We start from the raw sequence: 17,175 nt of genomic DNA, 5'->3' as shown, positions 1-17,175 counted from the left end.
AGCTGCGCTGCAACCTTTGTGGCGAAGGGATAGGGCTGCTAGGAGCGGCCTACCGTGACATAGCCTCTTGTCCTGTCATTGTTGTCTGAATCAGTGGTGTTCATTGCGTCAAACAGCGTTGCCGCATCGACCCAGACTGGCGGATACTTGTAACGCGCGACGTCGAGGATGAGGAAACGGTCTGTGTCCTCGTCATAAGCTGCGAGCGGTGAAATGTGACCGCCCGATTCCTGACCCATGGCTTTGCGCAGGTAGTTCACGAGTATGAAAGAGTCTTCTTTCTGCAGCAGCTCGATTGCGGTCTTCCGGAACGTGTCGAGATCCGTGTCGCCTGCGTGAACGACTTCCACATCAAGGTCATGTGCTGCAAGAACACCACCAAGCTCGTCCAGCGTCATGCCATAGGGCGGGTTAATGATCGACTCGGCCGGTTTAACGGCTGCAGCCGCGTCGGTGAAAATGTTCTTCTGATCGAACATCCCGAGACCAAGCGTCATTTTCGAAGCCGGGCGCGGTACATTCAGAGCGTTGAGCACCATGGCGATGGTGGCCGGACCGCAATAGGCGGGATTGTCCTGCGTTGTGAAATGGATGCTCAAGGGAAAATAGTCGTCATACGCCTCGGCTCCAAGGAGAAGAGACTGTCCTTCGCTGCTCGTAAGATCGATCAAGTCATCGGACAAAGGCATTGTTTCCGCGTGAGCGAAAGACACGCAAGCCATTGTCATTGCGGCGAAATTCAGGGCAATCCGGTACATGATACTAATCCCCTTTTGATTGAAAACGAGATCCGTCGGCGCTGGTAGGGCGCTCACACATCAACCTTTCAATATGTCCATATGGAACCTGCCGAGACAATTGATAGTCTCAACAGGTTCAGGGGAGATCGGCGGTAATTGCTATTGGGCTGGTTCCGCTGCCAATCTTGGCACCGGCTTTTCCTGAATGGGCAGGTGAATGAGAGCTGCCAGAATCCCCAAAACGATGCCACACCACCAGATGGCGTCATAAGAGCCGGTTTCGTCATAGATCTTGCCACCCAGCCAGACACCCAGGAAAGAGCCGATCTGGTGGGACAGGAACACGAAGCCGAACAAGGTTGCCATGTAGCGCGGGCCGAACATTACCGCGACGAGGCCGGATGTCGGCGGAATTGTCGAAAGCCACAACAATCCCATCACGCCGGAAAAGACCAGTACGGACACAGGCGTAACCGGCAGCATGATGAAGGCAAAAATAGTTATCGACCTGCCGAGGTAAATCAGTGACAGGAAGATCGGCTTGGAATAGCGGCCTCCGATATAGCCTGACGCCAGGGACCCAACGATGTTGCACAGCCCGATAAGTGCAATCGCTGTTGCGCCCCAGGCCGGGTCCAGACCGAGGTCGGCGATATAGGGTGGCAGGTGCACAGTGATAAACGCCACGTGAAATCCGCAGACGAAAAAGCCGATCGTCAGCAAGATGAAACCACGGGTGCCGAAAGCTTCCGCGACGGCTTCGGTAAGCTTCTGATTGCTTGCTGGAACCGCTGCCCCTGAGTGATCGGATTTGCCTCGCAGCGCAATTGCAAACAGCGGGATGAATGCGACCAGCCCCATGAAGACGAGCAGTGTGTCCTGCCAACCGATATTGGCGATGAGTGCACCGCCAAGCGGTGCGAAAAGGAACTGCCCAAGCGAGCCCGACGCCGTTCCGATGCCGAATGCTATTGACCTTTGCGCGGGTGAAACGGTGCGCCCGAATGCTGCCAGCACCAGTGAGAAGGAGGAAAACGCGATGCCGAGGCCTATGAGGACTCCGGCAGAAACGTGCAACGCCACAGCGCTATCCGCATCAATCATCAGAAGGAGGCCGGTGGCGTAGAGCACCGCGCCGATGGTCATTGTTTTCCAGGTGCCATAGCGATCGGCCATCATTCCAGCGACGGGTTGGCCAATGCCCCACACCAGATTCTGAATGGCAATTGCCAGCGCGAAAATTTCACGGCTCCAGTCGCGAGCTTCGGTCATCGGTTGAAAAAACAGCCCCATTGCCGAACGGGGGCCGAAAGAAATCAGGGCAATCAGACAGCCGCACGCGATCACCAACGGAATGTTGGGGCCTGAGCGTACAGAGGAGGTTGCGATGGTCATTGGAAGCCTCAAATCGTATTTCTACGATAAGATAGCGGGTGCGTTTGAAACGGCAAAACGCGTAATTTTGATCAATGGATCAAGAAATGAAATGAATGAGCACCACTGACTTGCTTGGGTTGCGGAATTTGTTAGCTGGCTAGTAGGGCGTTAAAAAATTTTCCTTCAAGTGATTGAAAACGAAAGATAAAATATCTATCCGGCCAATTGGTGCGGAAAGTGATGGATTTTTAGCCACATTCCCCTTATATAAACTCCGAACGAGCAAAAGTGCCTGGGCCGACGTGCCCGTTTTCTTTTGCGATTAATATGCTCAAGTTGAGTATAATGAGGTCGCAGTCTGAAATTACAGGTTCGGTCTGCACATCAAAGGGAGGTCGCAATGACCATTGCCCAGACATCCGCACCGGTTGGTGATCCGATTTCGAACGGCCTGTCGGCTTTGGAGCGCTACGGCAGGGTTGAGCGGCCGGATTTGAGCTACACGCCTGAGGTCGCCGAGGCGACTGCACCGATGTACGAGAAGGTGAAACACATCATCCCGGCCATCGAGTGGCCTGCGCTCGCGCCGACGATCTTCGCGATCAACAAGCTGAAAAAAGAGCGCAACGCGGTTGTTTTGGCGCACAATTATATGACACCGGACATCTACCACGGTGTCGCGGACATTGTAGGTGACAGTCTTCAGCTTGCCATCGAGGCGACCCGCACGGACGCCGAAGTGATCGTGCAGTGTGGCGTCCACTTCATGGCGGAGACCTCGAAAATTCTCAGTCCTGAGAAAACGGTCCTCATTCCCGACATGAGGGCAGGGTGCTCGCTTGCCGAGTCAATTACCGGAGCCGATGTGCGTGGCCTTCGCGAACGCAACCCCGGCATTCCGATCATCACCTATGTGAACACCTCGGCAGACGTGAAGGCAGAGTGCGATATCTGCTGCACCTCCTCCAACGCCTTGCAGGTGGTGGAGAGCTTCGGTGTCGACAAGGTCTTCCTCATTCCGGACAAGTATCTGGCGGCGAATGTCGGCAACAAGACCGATGTCGAAGTTCTGGTCTGGGATGGTGCCTGTGAAGTGCACGAGCGTTTCACCGCTCAGGAGCTGCGCGACTATCGCAAGATCGAACCGGAAGTGAAGATCATTGCGCACCCGGAATGCCCGCCCGACGTTGTGGCCGAGGCTGATTTTGCCGGGTCCACTGCCCACATGATCAACTGGGTCAAAACGAAGCAGCCGGAAAAGGTGATGATGATCACCGAATGCTCGATGGCCGACAACGTCGCCAGCGAGACGCCGGGCGTGAACTACATTCGTCCGTGCAATCTTTGCCCGCACATGAAACGGATCACGCTGGACAAGATTCTCGACACGCTTGTCGAAATGAAAGACGAAGTTATTGTTGATCCTGTGGTTGCCGACCGCGCTCGTGTCTCCGTCGAGCGGATGATCAACTTGAAAATCTGACCATCTTTGGTCTAAACCGCGCACAGCGTATTTTCCGGGCCGAAGGACCTCTTGGCCCGGAAACTTTTTCGGGCTTGGCCCAAACTGTTCCAGGAAGATTCCCATGGCCGTATCGGTTGAGGATTTCGCGCCTGCCTACATTGGCAAGGATGTAGATGATGTCGTCATTCTGGGCGGAGGCCTCGCAGGTCTCTTCTGTGCTCTGAAACTCAGTCCGAGACCGGTCACAATCATCACCAATGCACCGATCGGTGAAGGGGCTTCGTCCGCCTGGGCGCAGGGCGGTATCGCTGCGGCCATCTCCGAGCAGGATTCGGTTGAAAAGCATCGCGATGACACGCTTGCTGCCGGTTGTGGTATCTGCGAGGAAAAAATCGTCGACCAGATGACGCGCGAGGGAAGCGACCGGATACACGACCTTCTGTCCTACGGCGTTCCTTTTGATCAGGATCTGGAAGGACGATTGAAATTCTCCCGCGAGGCGGCCCATTCGCAAAGCCGCGTTGTTCGCGTCCGTGGCGACATGGCCGGCAAGGCGATTATGGACGCCCTCATTGCGGCCGTGCGCAACACACCGTCAATTCGTGTCCTGGAAGGTTATATCGGCGAAAGTTTTCTCGGCGAAGGACGCTATGTGACCGGTGTTCTGGCACGGCGGCGCGGCGGCATCGAGCGCATGGCGTTTCCTGCAAAGGCAGTTGTCCTGGCCTCCGGCGGTATTGGTCATCTATATGGCATGACCACCAATCCGCATGAAGCAAATGGCCATGGACTGGCCATGGCGGCCAGGGCCGGTGCGGTGATTGCCGATGCCGAATTCGTTCAGTTCCACCCCACAGCACTCGATGTCGGCAAGGATCCGACACCGCTGGCAACCGAAGCTTTGCGTGGTGAAGGGGCCATTCTGGTCAACAAGGCCGGAGAGCGATTCATGGATGGGCTTCATCCGGACCGTGAACTTGCGCCGCGAGATATCGTGGCACGCGCCATTCATCAGGAAATTGCCGCCGGTCGGGGTGCCTATCTGGATTGCCGCGAGGCAATCGGCGACAAGTTCAAGGAGGAGTTCCCGACTGTCTTCGCGGCAGCCGGTGCGGCGGGCATCGACCCGACCAGGGAACTGCTCCCGGTCGCTCCGGCTGAGCACTACCACATGGGTGGCGTGTTGACGGATGCAAACGGTAGAACCTCCCTGGACGGCCTGTGGGCGGCAGGTGAGGTCGCATCCACCGGGGCTCATGGTGCCAATCGCCTTGCGTCCAACTCCCTTCTGGAAGCTGTTGTCTTTGCAGCGCGCATTGCCGAGGACATCCAGGGCCTGATGCCGACCCCGCGAAGTGCCTATTGGAACGCAATGGACGATGAGCCGGGACTTCCGAGCCAACGGAACGTTGAAGAACGCGATGCGATCACGGTCCTGCGCAACACGCTGGCCAGGAATGTCGGTGTCGTGCGCGACGCCGAAACTCTGAAGATCGCCTTAGCCGATATCGCGAAATCCGAGCGCATCTGCGTGCGTCAGTCCATCAGGAACATGATGGTTGCCGGCAAGATCATTACCGCGTCCGCGTTGAAGCGGCAGGAGAGCCGCGGCGGTCACTTTCGAAGCGATTTCCCGGAGGCAAATCCGGATATGGCCAAACGCTCCTACACCACCTTGAAAGAAGTGGAAGCGATTACTGCCGAAGTTCTGGAGACCGCATAAGCGGATATGCCGATGACCAGCAACTACCGTCCCGACCTGCCGCAATTGATGATCGATGAAGCCGTCAGGGCAGCTCTTCTCGAGGACTGGGGCCGGGCAGGGGACGTCACCAGTCAGGCAACCCTTCCCGCGGAGGCGCGAGCCAGCGCCGTCATTGCCGCCCGCAAGCCGGGAGTGTTGTCGGGAATCGGATTTGCTGAAAGCGCTTTCCGGCTGACGGATGGTTCGTTGCGTTTTGAGCCTGTCATGCAAGACGGCGATCGGCTGTCCCCCAAGGACGTTGTCGCACGTATTGAGGGGCTAGCGCGGGCGTTGCTCTCGGCTGAACGCGTGGCCTTGAACTTCCTGGGTCATCTGTCCGGCATCGCCACAGCGACTTCAGGTTTCGCCGACCTGATCGCTCATACCAAGGCTGACATTGTCTGCACTCGCAAGACAACGCCTGGTCTGCGTGCGTTCGAAAAATATGCGGTCAAATGCGGCGGTGGTGCCAACCATCGTTTTGGTTTAGATGACGCGATCCTCATCAAGGACAATCACATTGCTGTTGCCGGTGGGGTTGTTCCGGCCATTGAAGCGGCCAAGGCTTTTGCTGGCCACCTGGTGAAGATCGAAGTGGAAGTCGACACTCTGGACCAGTTGAAGGAAGCCCTCACGGCCGGACCGGACGTCGTCATGCTCGACAACATGCAGCCGGACCAACTGGCTCGGGCCGTCGAAATCGCCGGAGGCAAGGTTCTGCTGGAAGCTTCCGGTGGCATTGAGCTTGATACCGTCAAGGCGGTGGCGGAGTCCGGTGTGGACCTGATCTCGTCGGGATGGATAACCCATTCCGCACCGGTACTGGACCTCGGTCTCGATATCGAGATTGCCTGATCCGGGCGCCAGACTGTGATACTCGACTTATGCACCTGAGTGAGGCAGTGTGCGCACAAGATGGCCGACAGGATCATCTGCCAGGGAAACGATGGAGGCCGGCTTTCGGTGACGACAAAAGCACGCAGTGGTGTCTCTCCCTCCGAGCAATCTCATGAGATCATTTCGTCTCACTCGGGCTGGCAGCGGATTGCGGAACCGTCCAACACCTCAACAGTCGATGTCTGCTTTCTTCTCCTGAAGAATTTTTCCCTGCTTTCCTTTGCCTCTGCAATAGAACCGCTGCGTATCGCCAACAAGGTTCTGAAGCGGCAGGCCTTCAACTACCGCTGCTGCACGGTCGATGGTCAGGATGCTGTTGCCAGCAACGGCAGCCGCATGCGGGCCGACTGTGCGCTTGATGAGATCGAACATGCTGACCTTGTCGCGGTTTGCAGTTCTGACGACGTCGAACGTGTCTCGCTGACATCGGGACAAAAGGCATTGATCCGCCAGTTCGCACAGCGCTTCAGTCGCATTGCGGGCATCTGCACTGGCGCATATGTGCTCGCGGATCTTGGACTGCTCGACAACCGCAGTTGCACGATCCATTGGGAATATGCAGACCTCTTCAAGGAACTCTTTCCCAACGCCGAACTCGTCGACAATCTCATTCAGGCCGATGGACGCTATCTGACGTGTGCGGGCGGAACGGCTGCGCTCGATCTCATGATCGGCTTCATTGCAGAGGTCCATGGCGGGGCCGTGGCGAGCGATGTTGCAGAGATCGCGCTGCATCATGACATGCGATCCGGAGCCGAGCGACAGCACACGCTCATGCGTGACGATCTGCAAATGGTGCCGAAGAAACTGCGCAGCTGCATTGAGCTTATGACCGAAAATGTCAGCGAAACGCTGTCTCTGCAGGAAATCGCCGACAAGCTAGGCGCCAGCCCGCGCCAGCTGCAGCGCGACTTCCAGAAGTATCTGAACTGCTCACCGCTTGAGTATTACAACAAGATCCGCATCGATATTGCACGCCAGCTGGTCTGCCGGACGTCGATGCGCATCATCGACATCGGCGTCGCCTGCGGTTTTTCCAGTGCTTCTCATTTCTCCAAACGCTACCGGTCAGCACACGGTGTAAGCCCGGCCCAGGACAGACAGCTCAAAGGCAATCTCTGGGAGCGCTGAACGGCCAACGCAAGAAGGTATGGACTGCTCCGTTTTGTTTTTGATCGGAGTGGGCAGCGGTATCTCCATCCGAAAGCAAGGTCTGGCAAAGGTACTGGATCACAGGCGGAAAACCATCTAAAGCAGTTTTGGACGAACGAAACAAAGTCGAGCAGCAAACACCTTAAGTGGTTCCGTCTGGTTGGTTTTTGCCCTAGCGTTTGTCAAAAGGTCTGGAATGGAAGGTTCAGGAAGACCAAATGGACGAACGGCAAACTGCTGAAGAAACAACAACAAACGAATTCGATCTGGCCAATCGGCTGACGCGTCTGGCTCAGATCCCGATGTTGGTGGGCCTGTCCATCGGCATGGTGCTGTTTCTGATCACCTTCTTCGTTGACATCTACGACGCCGTCTCGACCTACGAGTTTCTGGATCGCAAGAAGACGATCCTGCTGATTCTCAATCTCCTGGACATGGTGTTCATCGCGAACCTCGTGGTGATGGTCGCGAACAATACCTATAACACCTATCGGCTGAAGGCTTCAGCGCATGGGGAAGGGTATATCAAGGAAAGCGAACGGGCTTACAGGCGGATGAAGCACAGGATCGTTTCGACGATCGTCATCATCTCTTCGATCCATGTTCTGAGTGAACTCTTGGAGTTTTCGCAGATCAGCACGCTGCAGTTCGTGGCACTGTTCGGTTTTCACCTTGTCCTGTTGGCAACTTATGTTGTCACCAACGTCTTCAGGTCCAGCGACTGATTCAGGTTTGGTGGCCGGATCAGTTCCAGCCACCTGCATAGGTCTTGTAGAAGATGTGCAGGCCGACCTGACCACGCTTGGCCATGGACTTCGCCCACCTCGGGTTCACGTAAGTCGCGTGGTAGTGCGTGGAGGCATCGACCATTTTCAGATAGCGCTTGCCGTCCAGAACTTCCCTGGCCAGCTTTTGCGCGGTTTTCCACGCGCCCTTGCTTGAAATCCGGTCCTTGATACCGTCACAGGCAAACGAGAACTGGCAGCGGTTGCGCTTGTGCCGGTTCTGATAGACCACACCGCAGATCGAGCTCGGGTAAGCCGGATTCTTCACCCGGTTCAGAACAACCTGAGCAACGGCAACCTGACCCTCTTCGGTTTCCCCTCTCGCTTCGAAATAGATGGCCTCCGCAAGGCAACGTTGTTCCTTTTTCTGGCCGACGGACAAGGGCAACGGCTTTTGAGCCCACCAGTGCGGGTTCTCCGGATCTTCCGGCGGGGGCAGTTCTTGCTCGTATTTCGCCGCACCGAACAGAGCGTCGAACGGTTCTTTGGTTTCCTTGACGCTGTCAGGCGCATAAGCGGAAACGAGCGAAAAGCTGGCGGCAGCGGCATTGCGCGCCATCATCACCTTCTGCAGATCGAGCGGGCCATCCTCAAGAAGTCCGTCCTTGTCAGCCTTGGCCAGAAGGGTGGTTTCCCTGGAATTGAGCGGTGCAGGTTTCACGAAGGCGACGCGCGGAAGGTCTTCATGTTTCTTCTCGTTGGAGATCAGGCTGGACATTGCATAAATGTTGCCCGCTGCCATATCGACCATTTGACGGTCGGGAGCCATGGTGATCTTGCGGTCACCCTTGCCCGAAGTGTTGGTGACAATTTTTTCAGGAAGTTCGGTTGGTCGTACGCTGTTGGCAACATCTTCAAGCCCGGTCACCGGTTTGGCCTCGAACCCCTTGTCAGGCGAGGTCAGGGTCAGAATGGGGGCACTCGCATGGGTGGGAACCGGCGTTGTTCCGAGGGCAAGCTGAGGAGTGATCTTGGACGTGAAGTTTGCGGGCTCGAGCGCCATCATCCAGCGCGGTGTCTGGTTGTGGCGCGCGTTGATCAACGCGAAAATATCCTGTTCGCCAACAGTTCCGCCCAGCCCGAAATAGACCAGCGGGCTTGCGGCAAGCAGATAGGCGAACCGGCGCAGACGTGCGCGCGTCGGGCTTTGATATAGCGTCACTTCAGAAGATAACCGCTTTTCTGTGCGGGACTTAAGGCCAAACATACGCAGCCAACTCCAACTCGTTACACATCGTCCCATCACACCGGACGACCTGTGCTAACGCTGTGTAAACAGCGGCACTTCAGTTGAAGATGTCTGCTTAACCTTGAAAGAGCGTTAATGAGATCAGAATTCGCCGGTTTTCGCGAATTTTTCTCTGTCTGCGACGCGAGTATGGTTAATAGTGCGAAGTACTGAGGGGCAGTTGACGTGGTAGTTTGGACACAGGCTGAGCAGAATCAGCGTCCGCCGACACGCAGGCCCGGGGCCGGCCGCTCACTCATCAACTGGTGCCGGAAGCGAAACAGCGCAGCTGGTCGTCCGCCAGTCGCAGTGGAGGTTGCCCCCGTAGGTTCGACAAGGTCTGCGTTTTCCACCAGACGACGGAAATTCTGCTTGTGAAGGTGACGGCCGGATATGGCTTCCACCGAAGTCTGCAGTTCCGTGAGCGTGAAAGTCTCCGGCATCAACTCGAATATAACGGGGCGGTATTTCAGCTTGCCGCGCAGGCGCGAGATTGCTGTTGCCAGAACACGGCGATGATCGAAGCGCATCGATGCTCCGAGAAAAGGAAGGGTGTCCCGTGCGAGCGCCGCGGGCCGGCCGTCTCGCTTCGCCTCCAGGATCAGGCCTGCCTCATATAGAAGCTCAAAGCGCTCGAGCGCGCGTTCCTCGTCCCAGCTTGTGGCTTCGGTTCCGAAAGCAAGGCGGATTCGTTCCTGTCGGCTCAGCGGTTTCGGTGTTTCATCGGGGGAAGGTGTTTCCTCAGCCCAGACTTCGAGCGCCGGCAGGATTTCGTTATCGAGCAATGCCGGGCGACCGTTGCGCCAGTCTTCCCAGGGGAAATAGTCATACCATGACCGCCAGGCTGAGTTGTGCCGCGCAAGGGTGTTTTCGGAGTCCGGGGTCTGCCGGGTGAGCGCAAGGTAACCGACTGAGACAACGTGCGGTCCTTCATCCCCTGTCACCCTGTGGCGGCCACGGTCACCGAACGTGTAGAGCTGTTCAACATAACCAAGACGCAGCGCAGTCTGGTTTTCCACCCAGGCGCGGAGGCCTATCTCAAATGTTTTGTGATGGATCGGATCGAACGGGCCGAAGGGCAAGCTGTCGAGAGCGGCATCGCGGGCATCGTCAACGTGAACGATCTGCGGAACACCGTCGGTCACGGAAACAATTACGGCGTTCAGTCCAATCTCGATACTTGCGTGCCTGTGCGGCATGAGTTCTCCCGTTCAAATCTCAGTCGATCGGCATGACAAATGGCGTGCCTTCAAAGGCGTTGGCTCCGCGTCCGATACCTCGAATGGCCTCGATCATGCGCCCGTCCCGGCCAAGCAACTTGTCTGCGATTGCAACGATACGCTGATTGGGTGTTGCCGATGGAGACCTCTCCCGCAACAGTGCAGCCATCCGGTATTCGTCGGCTTCCGGGTTCAATGCACACGCGGCAACATAAGCTCCGGCAGTCGAGCGGCTTATGCCTGCCCAACAGTGAATGACAAGTGGTGCCTTCCTGTCCCAGGTTTCGACAAAGGCGATGAATTCTTTCACCTGTTGTTCGCTTGCCGGAACAAGGCCCTCAATCGGATCGACAATATCGTTGAAAGCCAGGAAAAGGTGGCGATCCGGATCGATACCCTGAGGCGTTGGGACAGCCATCTCGGCATTGATCAGGGTCACCAGGGACTTTGCTCCGGTTTCCGCTACCGTTTCAGGCAATTTCGAAAGTGAACACACGTGCAGCATGACAGAACCAGTTATTTGTTTCTGCCAGTAACCTAGGGGTATTCGCGGTCCAGGTCACCCGTTTGCGTGATGGCTTTTTGGTTTGTTCCCAGCTTCGCGCAGAGCTTCGATTTCTTCAAATCGTTTCATGAACAGTTCCTCGGCTTTTGCGACCGGTTGAGGCTTGAGCCCGTACCGAAGTTTGCCGCCACCATCTACCGGAAACCCGCGTGGCCGCCCGAATATCTTGCCCGCTTCTTCATCATCGAATCCGGCAAGTTCCACTGCTTCGAAATACGCGCAGATAATGTCGGCCCGTTTCGCCAGTTTCTTGACTGTCTTGGGAATTTCGGCAGGCAAACCGAACCGCAGGTGGATCGCCCCTTGCAATCGTGATTCCACCGCCTTGTAGGCCTCGCCGATAACCGCCTTGAACGGGGAAATCATGTCGCCGATGACGTATTCCGGTGCGTCGTGCAAAAGCACCGCCAGACGCCAGTGAGGTGGCAGGTCCGGCTTCAGCCTCAGCGCGATGTCTTCCACGATCATCGAATGCTCTGCGACTGAAAAGGCATGATCGCCGTGGGTCTGCCCGTTCCAGCGCGCGACGCGTGCAAGCCCGTGGGCGATGTCGGATATTTCGACATCGAGAGGCGAGGGGTCCAGCAGATTGAGACGTCGGCCGGAAAGCATGCGCTGCCAGGCGCGGGGCGGTTGGTCGGTACGGGCTGAGGGCATTGGTCCCAGACAATGAATGCGGTTTCAGTCCGCGGTGTCCGGCTCCGGCAAGGCAAACTCGGCCCATTCGGGAAGTTTGACCGTTATCTCAGCGTCACCGCATTGAAGTGGGCTGCCGTTGTCCTCGGCTTGACGCACCTTGTCAAGCCGAAGCAGCGCCAGGCCGATGCTGCCGCCGTTTGCAGCTGTGGAGGAACCGAGCGTGCCGAGTGATTTGCCGTTGGCAGAAACGACTGCTCCCTTTTCCGGCAAGGTGCCGGAACTCTCGACCTGCACGAAGCGTTTGCGGGCGGTTCCCCTGTGATGAACGCGCGAAACAACTTCCTGGCCGACATAGCAACCTTTACTGAAGGAGACGCCTCCCAGTTGATCGAGGTCTGCGTCGTGCGGAAAGATGTCGGAATAGTCGTAGTCCTTCAGCCCTTCAGCCACGCCCTGCTTAATCCGGTGAGTATCGTAGACCTGTACGTCTGACGGATCTGTTCCGAGCTCGTCAGAAAGTGCCGTTCCTGGACCGACAAGCCGCTGCCCGAGCGCGGGCAGCCGCGGGTCGGTGACGGTGACTATTGCGCTTTCGGGATGAGCGGTTCCATTCCAGACCGCAAAGACAGCGGTGCCTTCCGGCATCATTTCAAGATCCACCTTTGCCCGTAGCCGGTAGAACGTCAGACGCTTGAGAAGATCTGCGGCTGTGGATGATGGGGCATCCACGAGGTAAGAATCGTCTGTCTTGTAGATCAGAAAATCGAACAGGATCTTGCCTTGAGGTGTCAAAAGGGCAGAGGCGCCGGCGCCGCTTCGGTCTATTTCGTCGATATCCGCGGTCACCAGGTTCTGGAGGAAATGCTGGGCCTCTTCCCCGGAAACGCGAATGATCGACCGGTCGGTGAGCTGGGCAAAGGAAAAGGACGGCACGGAGCACTCCCGTTGAGATGTAAACTGTCGTCTAGGCCAAATAGGCGCTTTGCCACACATGGGCAAGTCCGGGAAATCGTACGGGAGCATCTGGCTCTTTTCCCGGCGCGCGCGTATAAGCCCGAGGAAATAGTCCTGCCACTGACAAAACCATAGCCGGAGGAGCCTCATGAGCGCGACCTATGACCTGATCCTGAAGGGTGGAACCGTAGTCAATCAGGATGGTGAGGGACTTCGGGATGTGGCAATCAAGGATGGAAGGATCGCCGGTATCGGGTCCTTTGATGCCTCCCAGGCAGGCCAGGTGATAAACTGCGCCGGACTGCACGTGTTGCCAGGTGTCATGGACACACAGGTGCATTTCCGCGAACCGGGTCTCGATCACAAGGAAGACCTGGAATCGGGATCGCGCGCAGCGGTCATGGGCGGCGTGACGGCTGTCTTCGAAATGCCGAACACAAATCCGCTGACAACTTCCGAAGCTGCGCTTGCCGACAAGGTGAAACGCGGTCACCACCGCATGCACTGTGACTTTGCCTTCTGGGTCGGCGGTACGCGCGACAACGTGAAGGACATTCCCGAGCTGGAGCGCTTGCCAGCGGCGGCCGGGATCAAGGTCTTCATGGGGTCTTCAACCGGTGACCTTCTGGTCGAGGATGATCAGGGTGTTCGCGACATTCTCTCGGCCACGCGCCGCCGTGCGGCTTTCCACTCCGAAGACGAATTCCGCCTGCGCGAACGTCAGAGCGAAAGAGTGGAGGGAGATCCGAGTTCGCACCCGATCTGGCGTGACGAAGTTGCAGCTCTTCAATGCACCCAGCGTCTTGTCGGCATTGCCCGCGAGACCGGTGCCAAGATCCATATCCTTCATCTGTCCACTGCGGAAGAAGTGGATTACCTGATCGACCACAAGGACGTTGCGTCGATCGAGGTGACCCCGCACCACCTGACCCTGACAGATGAAGCTTATCATCGGCTCGGCACACTGGTGCAGATGAACCCGCCCGTACGTGCGCCGCGGCATTCCGAGCGTCTGTGGTGGGGTCTGCAGCAGGGTATCCTGGATATTTTCGGTTCCGATCACGCGCCACATCTGCTGGAAGAAAAACAGAAACCTTATCCGGCATCACCATCCGGAATGACTGGCGTGCAGACGCTGGTTCCGATCATGCTGGATCACGTCAATGCCGGCCGCCTGAGTCTTGCTCGCTTCGTTGACATGACCAGCGCCGGTCCTGCGCGACTGTTCCAGACAGCACGCAAGGGACGAATTGCTGTCGGCTATGACGCTGACTTCACGGTCGTCGATCTCAAGCACACCGAGACAATCAGCAACGACTGGATCGCATCTAAATGCGGCTGGACACCGTATGACGGCAAGTCGGTCACCGGTTGGCCCGTCGGTACGATTGTCCGGGGACAGCGCGTCATGTGGGAAGGTGAACTTTCCACACCGTCACGTGGCGAAGCGGTGGTCTTTCAGGACGGACTGAAGCGCTAAACGCATCTCCATCAAAGACCATCCAACGCTGCCACTCAAGTAGCGGCAGCGCGTTTCCGGCTGAATTCTCAAGTTTGCACAAGCGGTTGCGGGAGCTGACACCTCCTGCCGCTGCACCCGCAATTGTGTGACATGGGTAACAGCCTGATGGGGATCCGGATGCGAGGGTTTGGGTTCAAAGAGTAAGGGAAACCAATAAGTAACCGTGTTTCCTAACTCGATCTACATAGGTCTCGATTAGATTTTAATACGAGCTTTAATTGTTTTGCGTTGGGGAGCTCAGGGATGGCTTTAAAAGAATTTGAGTATCAATATAAGCGAACGGGACTTCTTGCCGGACTGGCAGGCCTTGCCCTGTTTTCCTTGACATCGGTGTCCGTTGCAGCGGGATCAGATGCGTCGCCGGAAGCGGTTGAAGAGGTGCGCGAAGAAGCGCCTTTGCATATGCTGGTGTCGCTCGACGAACAGAAGATCAAGGTCTATCGCGGACTGGATCTGATCGAGACATCGCCGATTTCATCCGGCATGCGTGGTCACAGCACTCCGACGGGAGTGTTTTCAATTCTGGAGAAGCGCCGCAAGCATTTCTCCAACATCTACGACAATGCTCCGATGCCGTTCATGCAGCGGCTCACATGGTCCGGTATTGCCCTTCACGTGGGTAAGCTTCCGGGTTATCCGGCCTCACATGGATGCATTCGGCTGCCGCGACCTTTTGCAAAGTCTCTTTACAGCATGACCGAACGGGGAATGCATGTCGTTGTGACGCGTGAAGCCGCAGAACCCGTGCCGGTTCTGCATGAATCGCTGCCGCAGCCCTATGTTCCGATGACGGAGCTTGCCAGCCTTTCCAATGATGCCGTTGGTGCGGATGCAGCTTTGCGCGGTGCTATTCAGCCCACTGCGTTGCCGGTCGCTCAGCCTGAAAATCCTCACTTCGACCGGCCGCTGCGGATGATCATTACCCCGCAGAAGCCACCGAGCCGACTCAGGGTGATGCAGCGTCTCCTCAATCAGATGGGCTATAATGCCGGTCCTGTAGACGGTGTCGTTGGCCGCAAGACCCGTGCCGCTATCCGTCTCTACCAGGAAGGCGCGGACTTGCCCGTGACCGGACGTATCACCGATGGTCTCCTCGCCCATATCCATGCTGATGCCGGGTACGAAAAGCCGCAAAATGCAATATTACGCGTGCGCCGGAAATTCCGTGATGTCTATTCTGCACCGGTAACGGTCAGGAACATCGATCAGGAAATCGGCACCCATGTCTTTACGGCAATGGACTTCAAACAGGGTGACAGTTCCGTCGAGTGGATGGCTGTTTCCGCAGAGGGAGGGCGTGGCAGCACTTCCAAGGACTTGCTGGACCGCGTGGAGATTCCGCAGAAGGTAGCCCGTGAGCTCTCACGGATGTTGACGCCGGGAACGTCGCTGATGATCACCGATCGCAGTTTCAAGCGCAACACCGGCCTTGGGACCGACTTTGTTGTGATCACTCGATAATTTCCGGTTGAACGACAAGTGAAAAATGGAAACACCCCCGCTTCGGCGGGGGTTTTTGTTTTTCGCCTGGCTGCAATATCTCCACAAGCGTCACCAAACTGTCGTGTCTCTGACGTATCGGAAGGCAGTTTATTGCGCAGGTGACTCGGGAGACAGCGATGGCGCAGAGCACGCTAACAGCATCGAAGAAACGGCTCAGGAATGCGGTCCACCGTTCCGAAGCGGCTTCCAGGGAAGGCATTCTGGAACGCTTGTTCACCTTTGCGTTCAAGGGGCTGGTCTATCCGCAGATCTGGGAAGATCCGGATGTGGATATGCGGGCGCTGCGTCTGACACCGGAATCGCGCATGATCACCATCGCTTCCGGTGGCTGCAACGTGATGTCCTACCTGACCGCCAATCCGGCGGAGATAACCGCCGTCGACCTGAACCGGGCTCATGTCGCCCTTGGCAGGCTCAAGCTGGCGGCAGCGCAGCACTTTCCCAACTACGAAACCTTCTACCGGTTCTTTGGTGAAGCGGACGAGAAGGCCAATGTTGCCGCCTACAATCGTTTCCTCAAAAGCAATCTGGATGCGGAAACGATCTCCTATTGGGAAGGGCGGGATCTTGCTAACTGGGGCCGGAAAAGGATCACGTTGTTTTCTCGCGATCTCTATCACCACGGGCTTCTTGGCTACTGCATTGGCGTTGGTCATCTGGTGGCGCGTCTCTACGGCATCGACCCCAAACACATGGTGAAAACTCGGTCACTGGAAGAGCAACGGTCGTTTTTCGAGACTGCTCTGGCACCTTTGTTCGACAAGCGTCTCGTTCGGTGGGCGACATCGAAAAAGATGTCGCTATACGGGCTCGGCATTCCGCCCGCGCAATATGACGCTCTTGTTTCGGCCAATGCCGAAGGCGACATGTCAACTGTTCTACGCCAACGGCTGGAGAAGCTTGCCTGTGATTTTTCGATGCAGGACAACTATTTCGCCTGGCAGGCATTCGGACGTGGATATGCCCCGACTGGCGCTGAGACCTCAGGCGAATCCGGACCTTTGCCACCTTATCTGAAACGTGCCCATTTCGAGAAGATCCGTGCACGGGCGGGCCGCGTCAGAGTGCTCAACCGGAATTTCACGGAGCACCTGCAAGGCGTGGCTGATGACACGCTTGATGCCTATGTGCTGCTCGATGCGCAGGACTGGATGACTGATCATCAGCTGAACGCGTTGTGGAGCGAGGTCACTCGGACAGCCCGGCCGGGCGCGCGGGTCATTTTCCGGACGGCTGCCGAGCCGACGCTTCTGCCGGGTAGGGTCGCTAACCAAATCCTTAATCGCTGGACCTATGAGGATGAGGAAAGCCTGGAGCTCGGTCGTCAGGATCGCTCATCCATCTATGGCGGTTTCCACCTCTATGTCTTCAACGGCTGAGGATG

15 protein-coding genes are annotated in these 17,175 nt (G+C 56.9%); 8 read left to right on the top strand and 7 right to left on the bottom strand.

Annotated features, from left to right (window positions below; all coding sequences use genetic code 11):
* Nucleotides 1-38: 38 nt before the first annotated feature.
* Nucleotides 39-758, bottom strand: a complete 720-nt coding sequence (locus ABLO27_RS08720) for a phytochelatin synthase family protein (RefSeq protein WP_353032094.1) — start codon at nt 756-758, stop codon at nt 39-41.
* A 141-nt stretch (nt 759-899) separates the two neighbouring features.
* Entirely contained in the window at nt 900-2,135 is a 1,236-nt protein-coding gene (locus tag ABLO27_RS08715) for an MFS transporter (RefSeq protein ID WP_353032092.1), read from the bottom strand.
* 382 nt (nt 2,136-2,517) lie between these two features.
* On the opposite strand from ABLO27_RS08715, the gene nadA reads away from it, so the two are divergent.
* The 5 genes from nadA (at nt 2,518) to ABLO27_RS08690 (ending at nt 8,100) form a co-directional block, all read left to right on the top strand.
* Nucleotides 2,518-3,600 (top strand): quinolinate synthase NadA, encoded by a 1,083-nt coding sequence (gene nadA, locus ABLO27_RS08710; protein WP_353032091.1) that lies wholly within the window; start codon nt 2,518-2,520, stop codon nt 3,598-3,600.
* 103 nt (nt 3,601-3,703) lie between these two features.
* Nucleotides 3,704-5,305 (top strand): L-aspartate oxidase, encoded by a 1,602-nt coding sequence (locus tag ABLO27_RS08705; RefSeq protein WP_353032089.1) that lies wholly within the window; start codon nt 3,704-3,706, stop codon nt 5,303-5,305.
* 6 nt (nt 5,306-5,311) lie between these two features.
* Nucleotides 5,312-6,181 carry a carboxylating nicotinate-nucleotide diphosphorylase gene (gene nadC, locus ABLO27_RS08700; protein ID WP_417714759.1) on the top strand — a complete coding sequence of 290 codons (870 nt, stop codon included), beginning with the start codon at nt 5,312-5,314 and terminating at the stop codon, nt 6,179-6,181.
* 108 nt (nt 6,182-6,289) lie between these two features.
* Nucleotides 6,290-7,354: a GlxA family transcriptional regulator gene (locus tag ABLO27_RS08695; protein WP_353032085.1), complete on the top strand. Its 1,065-nt coding sequence runs from the start codon at nt 6,290-6,292 to the stop codon at nt 7,352-7,354.
* 239 nt (nt 7,355-7,593) lie between these two features.
* On the top strand, nt 7,594-8,100 hold the full coding sequence (locus ABLO27_RS08690; protein ID WP_353032083.1) for a YqhA family protein: 507 nt from the start codon (nt 7,594-7,596) through the stop codon (nt 8,098-8,100).
* 19 nt (nt 8,101-8,119) lie between these two features.
* On the opposite strand, the gene ABLO27_RS08685 is transcribed toward ABLO27_RS08690, so the two are convergent.
* The 5 genes from ABLO27_RS08685 to ABLO27_RS08665 all read right to left on the bottom strand — a co-directional run bounded on the left by ABLO27_RS08685 (nt 8,120) and on the right by ABLO27_RS08665 (nt 12,745).
* Entirely contained in the window at nt 8,120-9,367 is a 1,248-nt protein-coding gene (locus ABLO27_RS08685; protein WP_353032081.1) for a cell wall hydrolase, read from the bottom strand.
* Between the two features lie 236 nt (nt 9,368-9,603).
* On the bottom strand, nt 9,604-10,587 hold the full coding sequence (locus ABLO27_RS08680) for an NUDIX hydrolase (protein ID WP_353032079.1): 984 nt from the start codon (nt 10,585-10,587) through the stop codon (nt 9,604-9,606).
* 19 nt (nt 10,588-10,606) lie between these two features.
* A complete protein-coding gene (locus tag ABLO27_RS08675; protein WP_353032077.1) occupies nt 10,607-11,113 on the bottom strand; it encodes a tyrosine phosphatase family protein in 507 nt (168 codons plus the stop codon).
* Nucleotides 11,114-11,167: 54 nt separating this feature from the next.
* Nucleotides 11,168-11,830: an HD family hydrolase gene (locus tag ABLO27_RS08670; RefSeq protein WP_353032075.1), complete on the bottom strand. Its 663-nt coding sequence runs from the start codon at nt 11,828-11,830 to the stop codon at nt 11,168-11,170.
* 24 nt (nt 11,831-11,854) lie between these two features.
* Nucleotides 11,855-12,745, bottom strand: a complete 891-nt coding sequence (locus tag ABLO27_RS08665; RefSeq protein ID WP_353032073.1) for a YgfZ/GcvT domain-containing protein — start codon at nt 12,743-12,745, stop codon at nt 11,855-11,857.
* A gap of 169 nt (nt 12,746-12,914) precedes the next feature.
* Between ABLO27_RS08665 and ABLO27_RS08660 the strand changes: the two genes are divergently transcribed.
* From ABLO27_RS08660 to ABLO27_RS08650, 3 genes are all read left to right on the top strand, one after another.
* Nucleotides 12,915-14,246 (top strand): dihydroorotase, encoded by a 1,332-nt coding sequence (locus tag ABLO27_RS08660; RefSeq protein ID WP_353032071.1) that lies wholly within the window; start codon nt 12,915-12,917, stop codon nt 14,244-14,246.
* 285 nt (nt 14,247-14,531) lie between these two features.
* Nucleotides 14,532-15,749 carry a L,D-transpeptidase gene (locus ABLO27_RS08655; RefSeq protein WP_353032069.1) on the top strand — a complete coding sequence of 406 codons (1,218 nt, stop codon included), beginning with the start codon at nt 14,532-14,534 and terminating at the stop codon, nt 15,747-15,749.
* A 158-nt stretch (nt 15,750-15,907) separates the two neighbouring features.
* Nucleotides 15,908-17,170 (top strand): DUF3419 family protein, encoded by a 1,263-nt coding sequence (locus tag ABLO27_RS08650; RefSeq protein ID WP_353032067.1) that lies wholly within the window; start codon nt 15,908-15,910, stop codon nt 17,168-17,170.
* Nucleotides 17,171-17,175: the final 5 nt, after the last annotated feature.

Source organism: Roseibium sp. SCP15 (assembly GCF_040329435.1).
Classification (GTDB): Bacteria; Pseudomonadota; Alphaproteobacteria; order Rhizobiales; family Stappiaceae; genus Roseibium.
The sequence above is the reverse complement of the archived record's forward strand: the minus strand, read 5'-3'. Positions and strand labels throughout refer to the sequence as shown.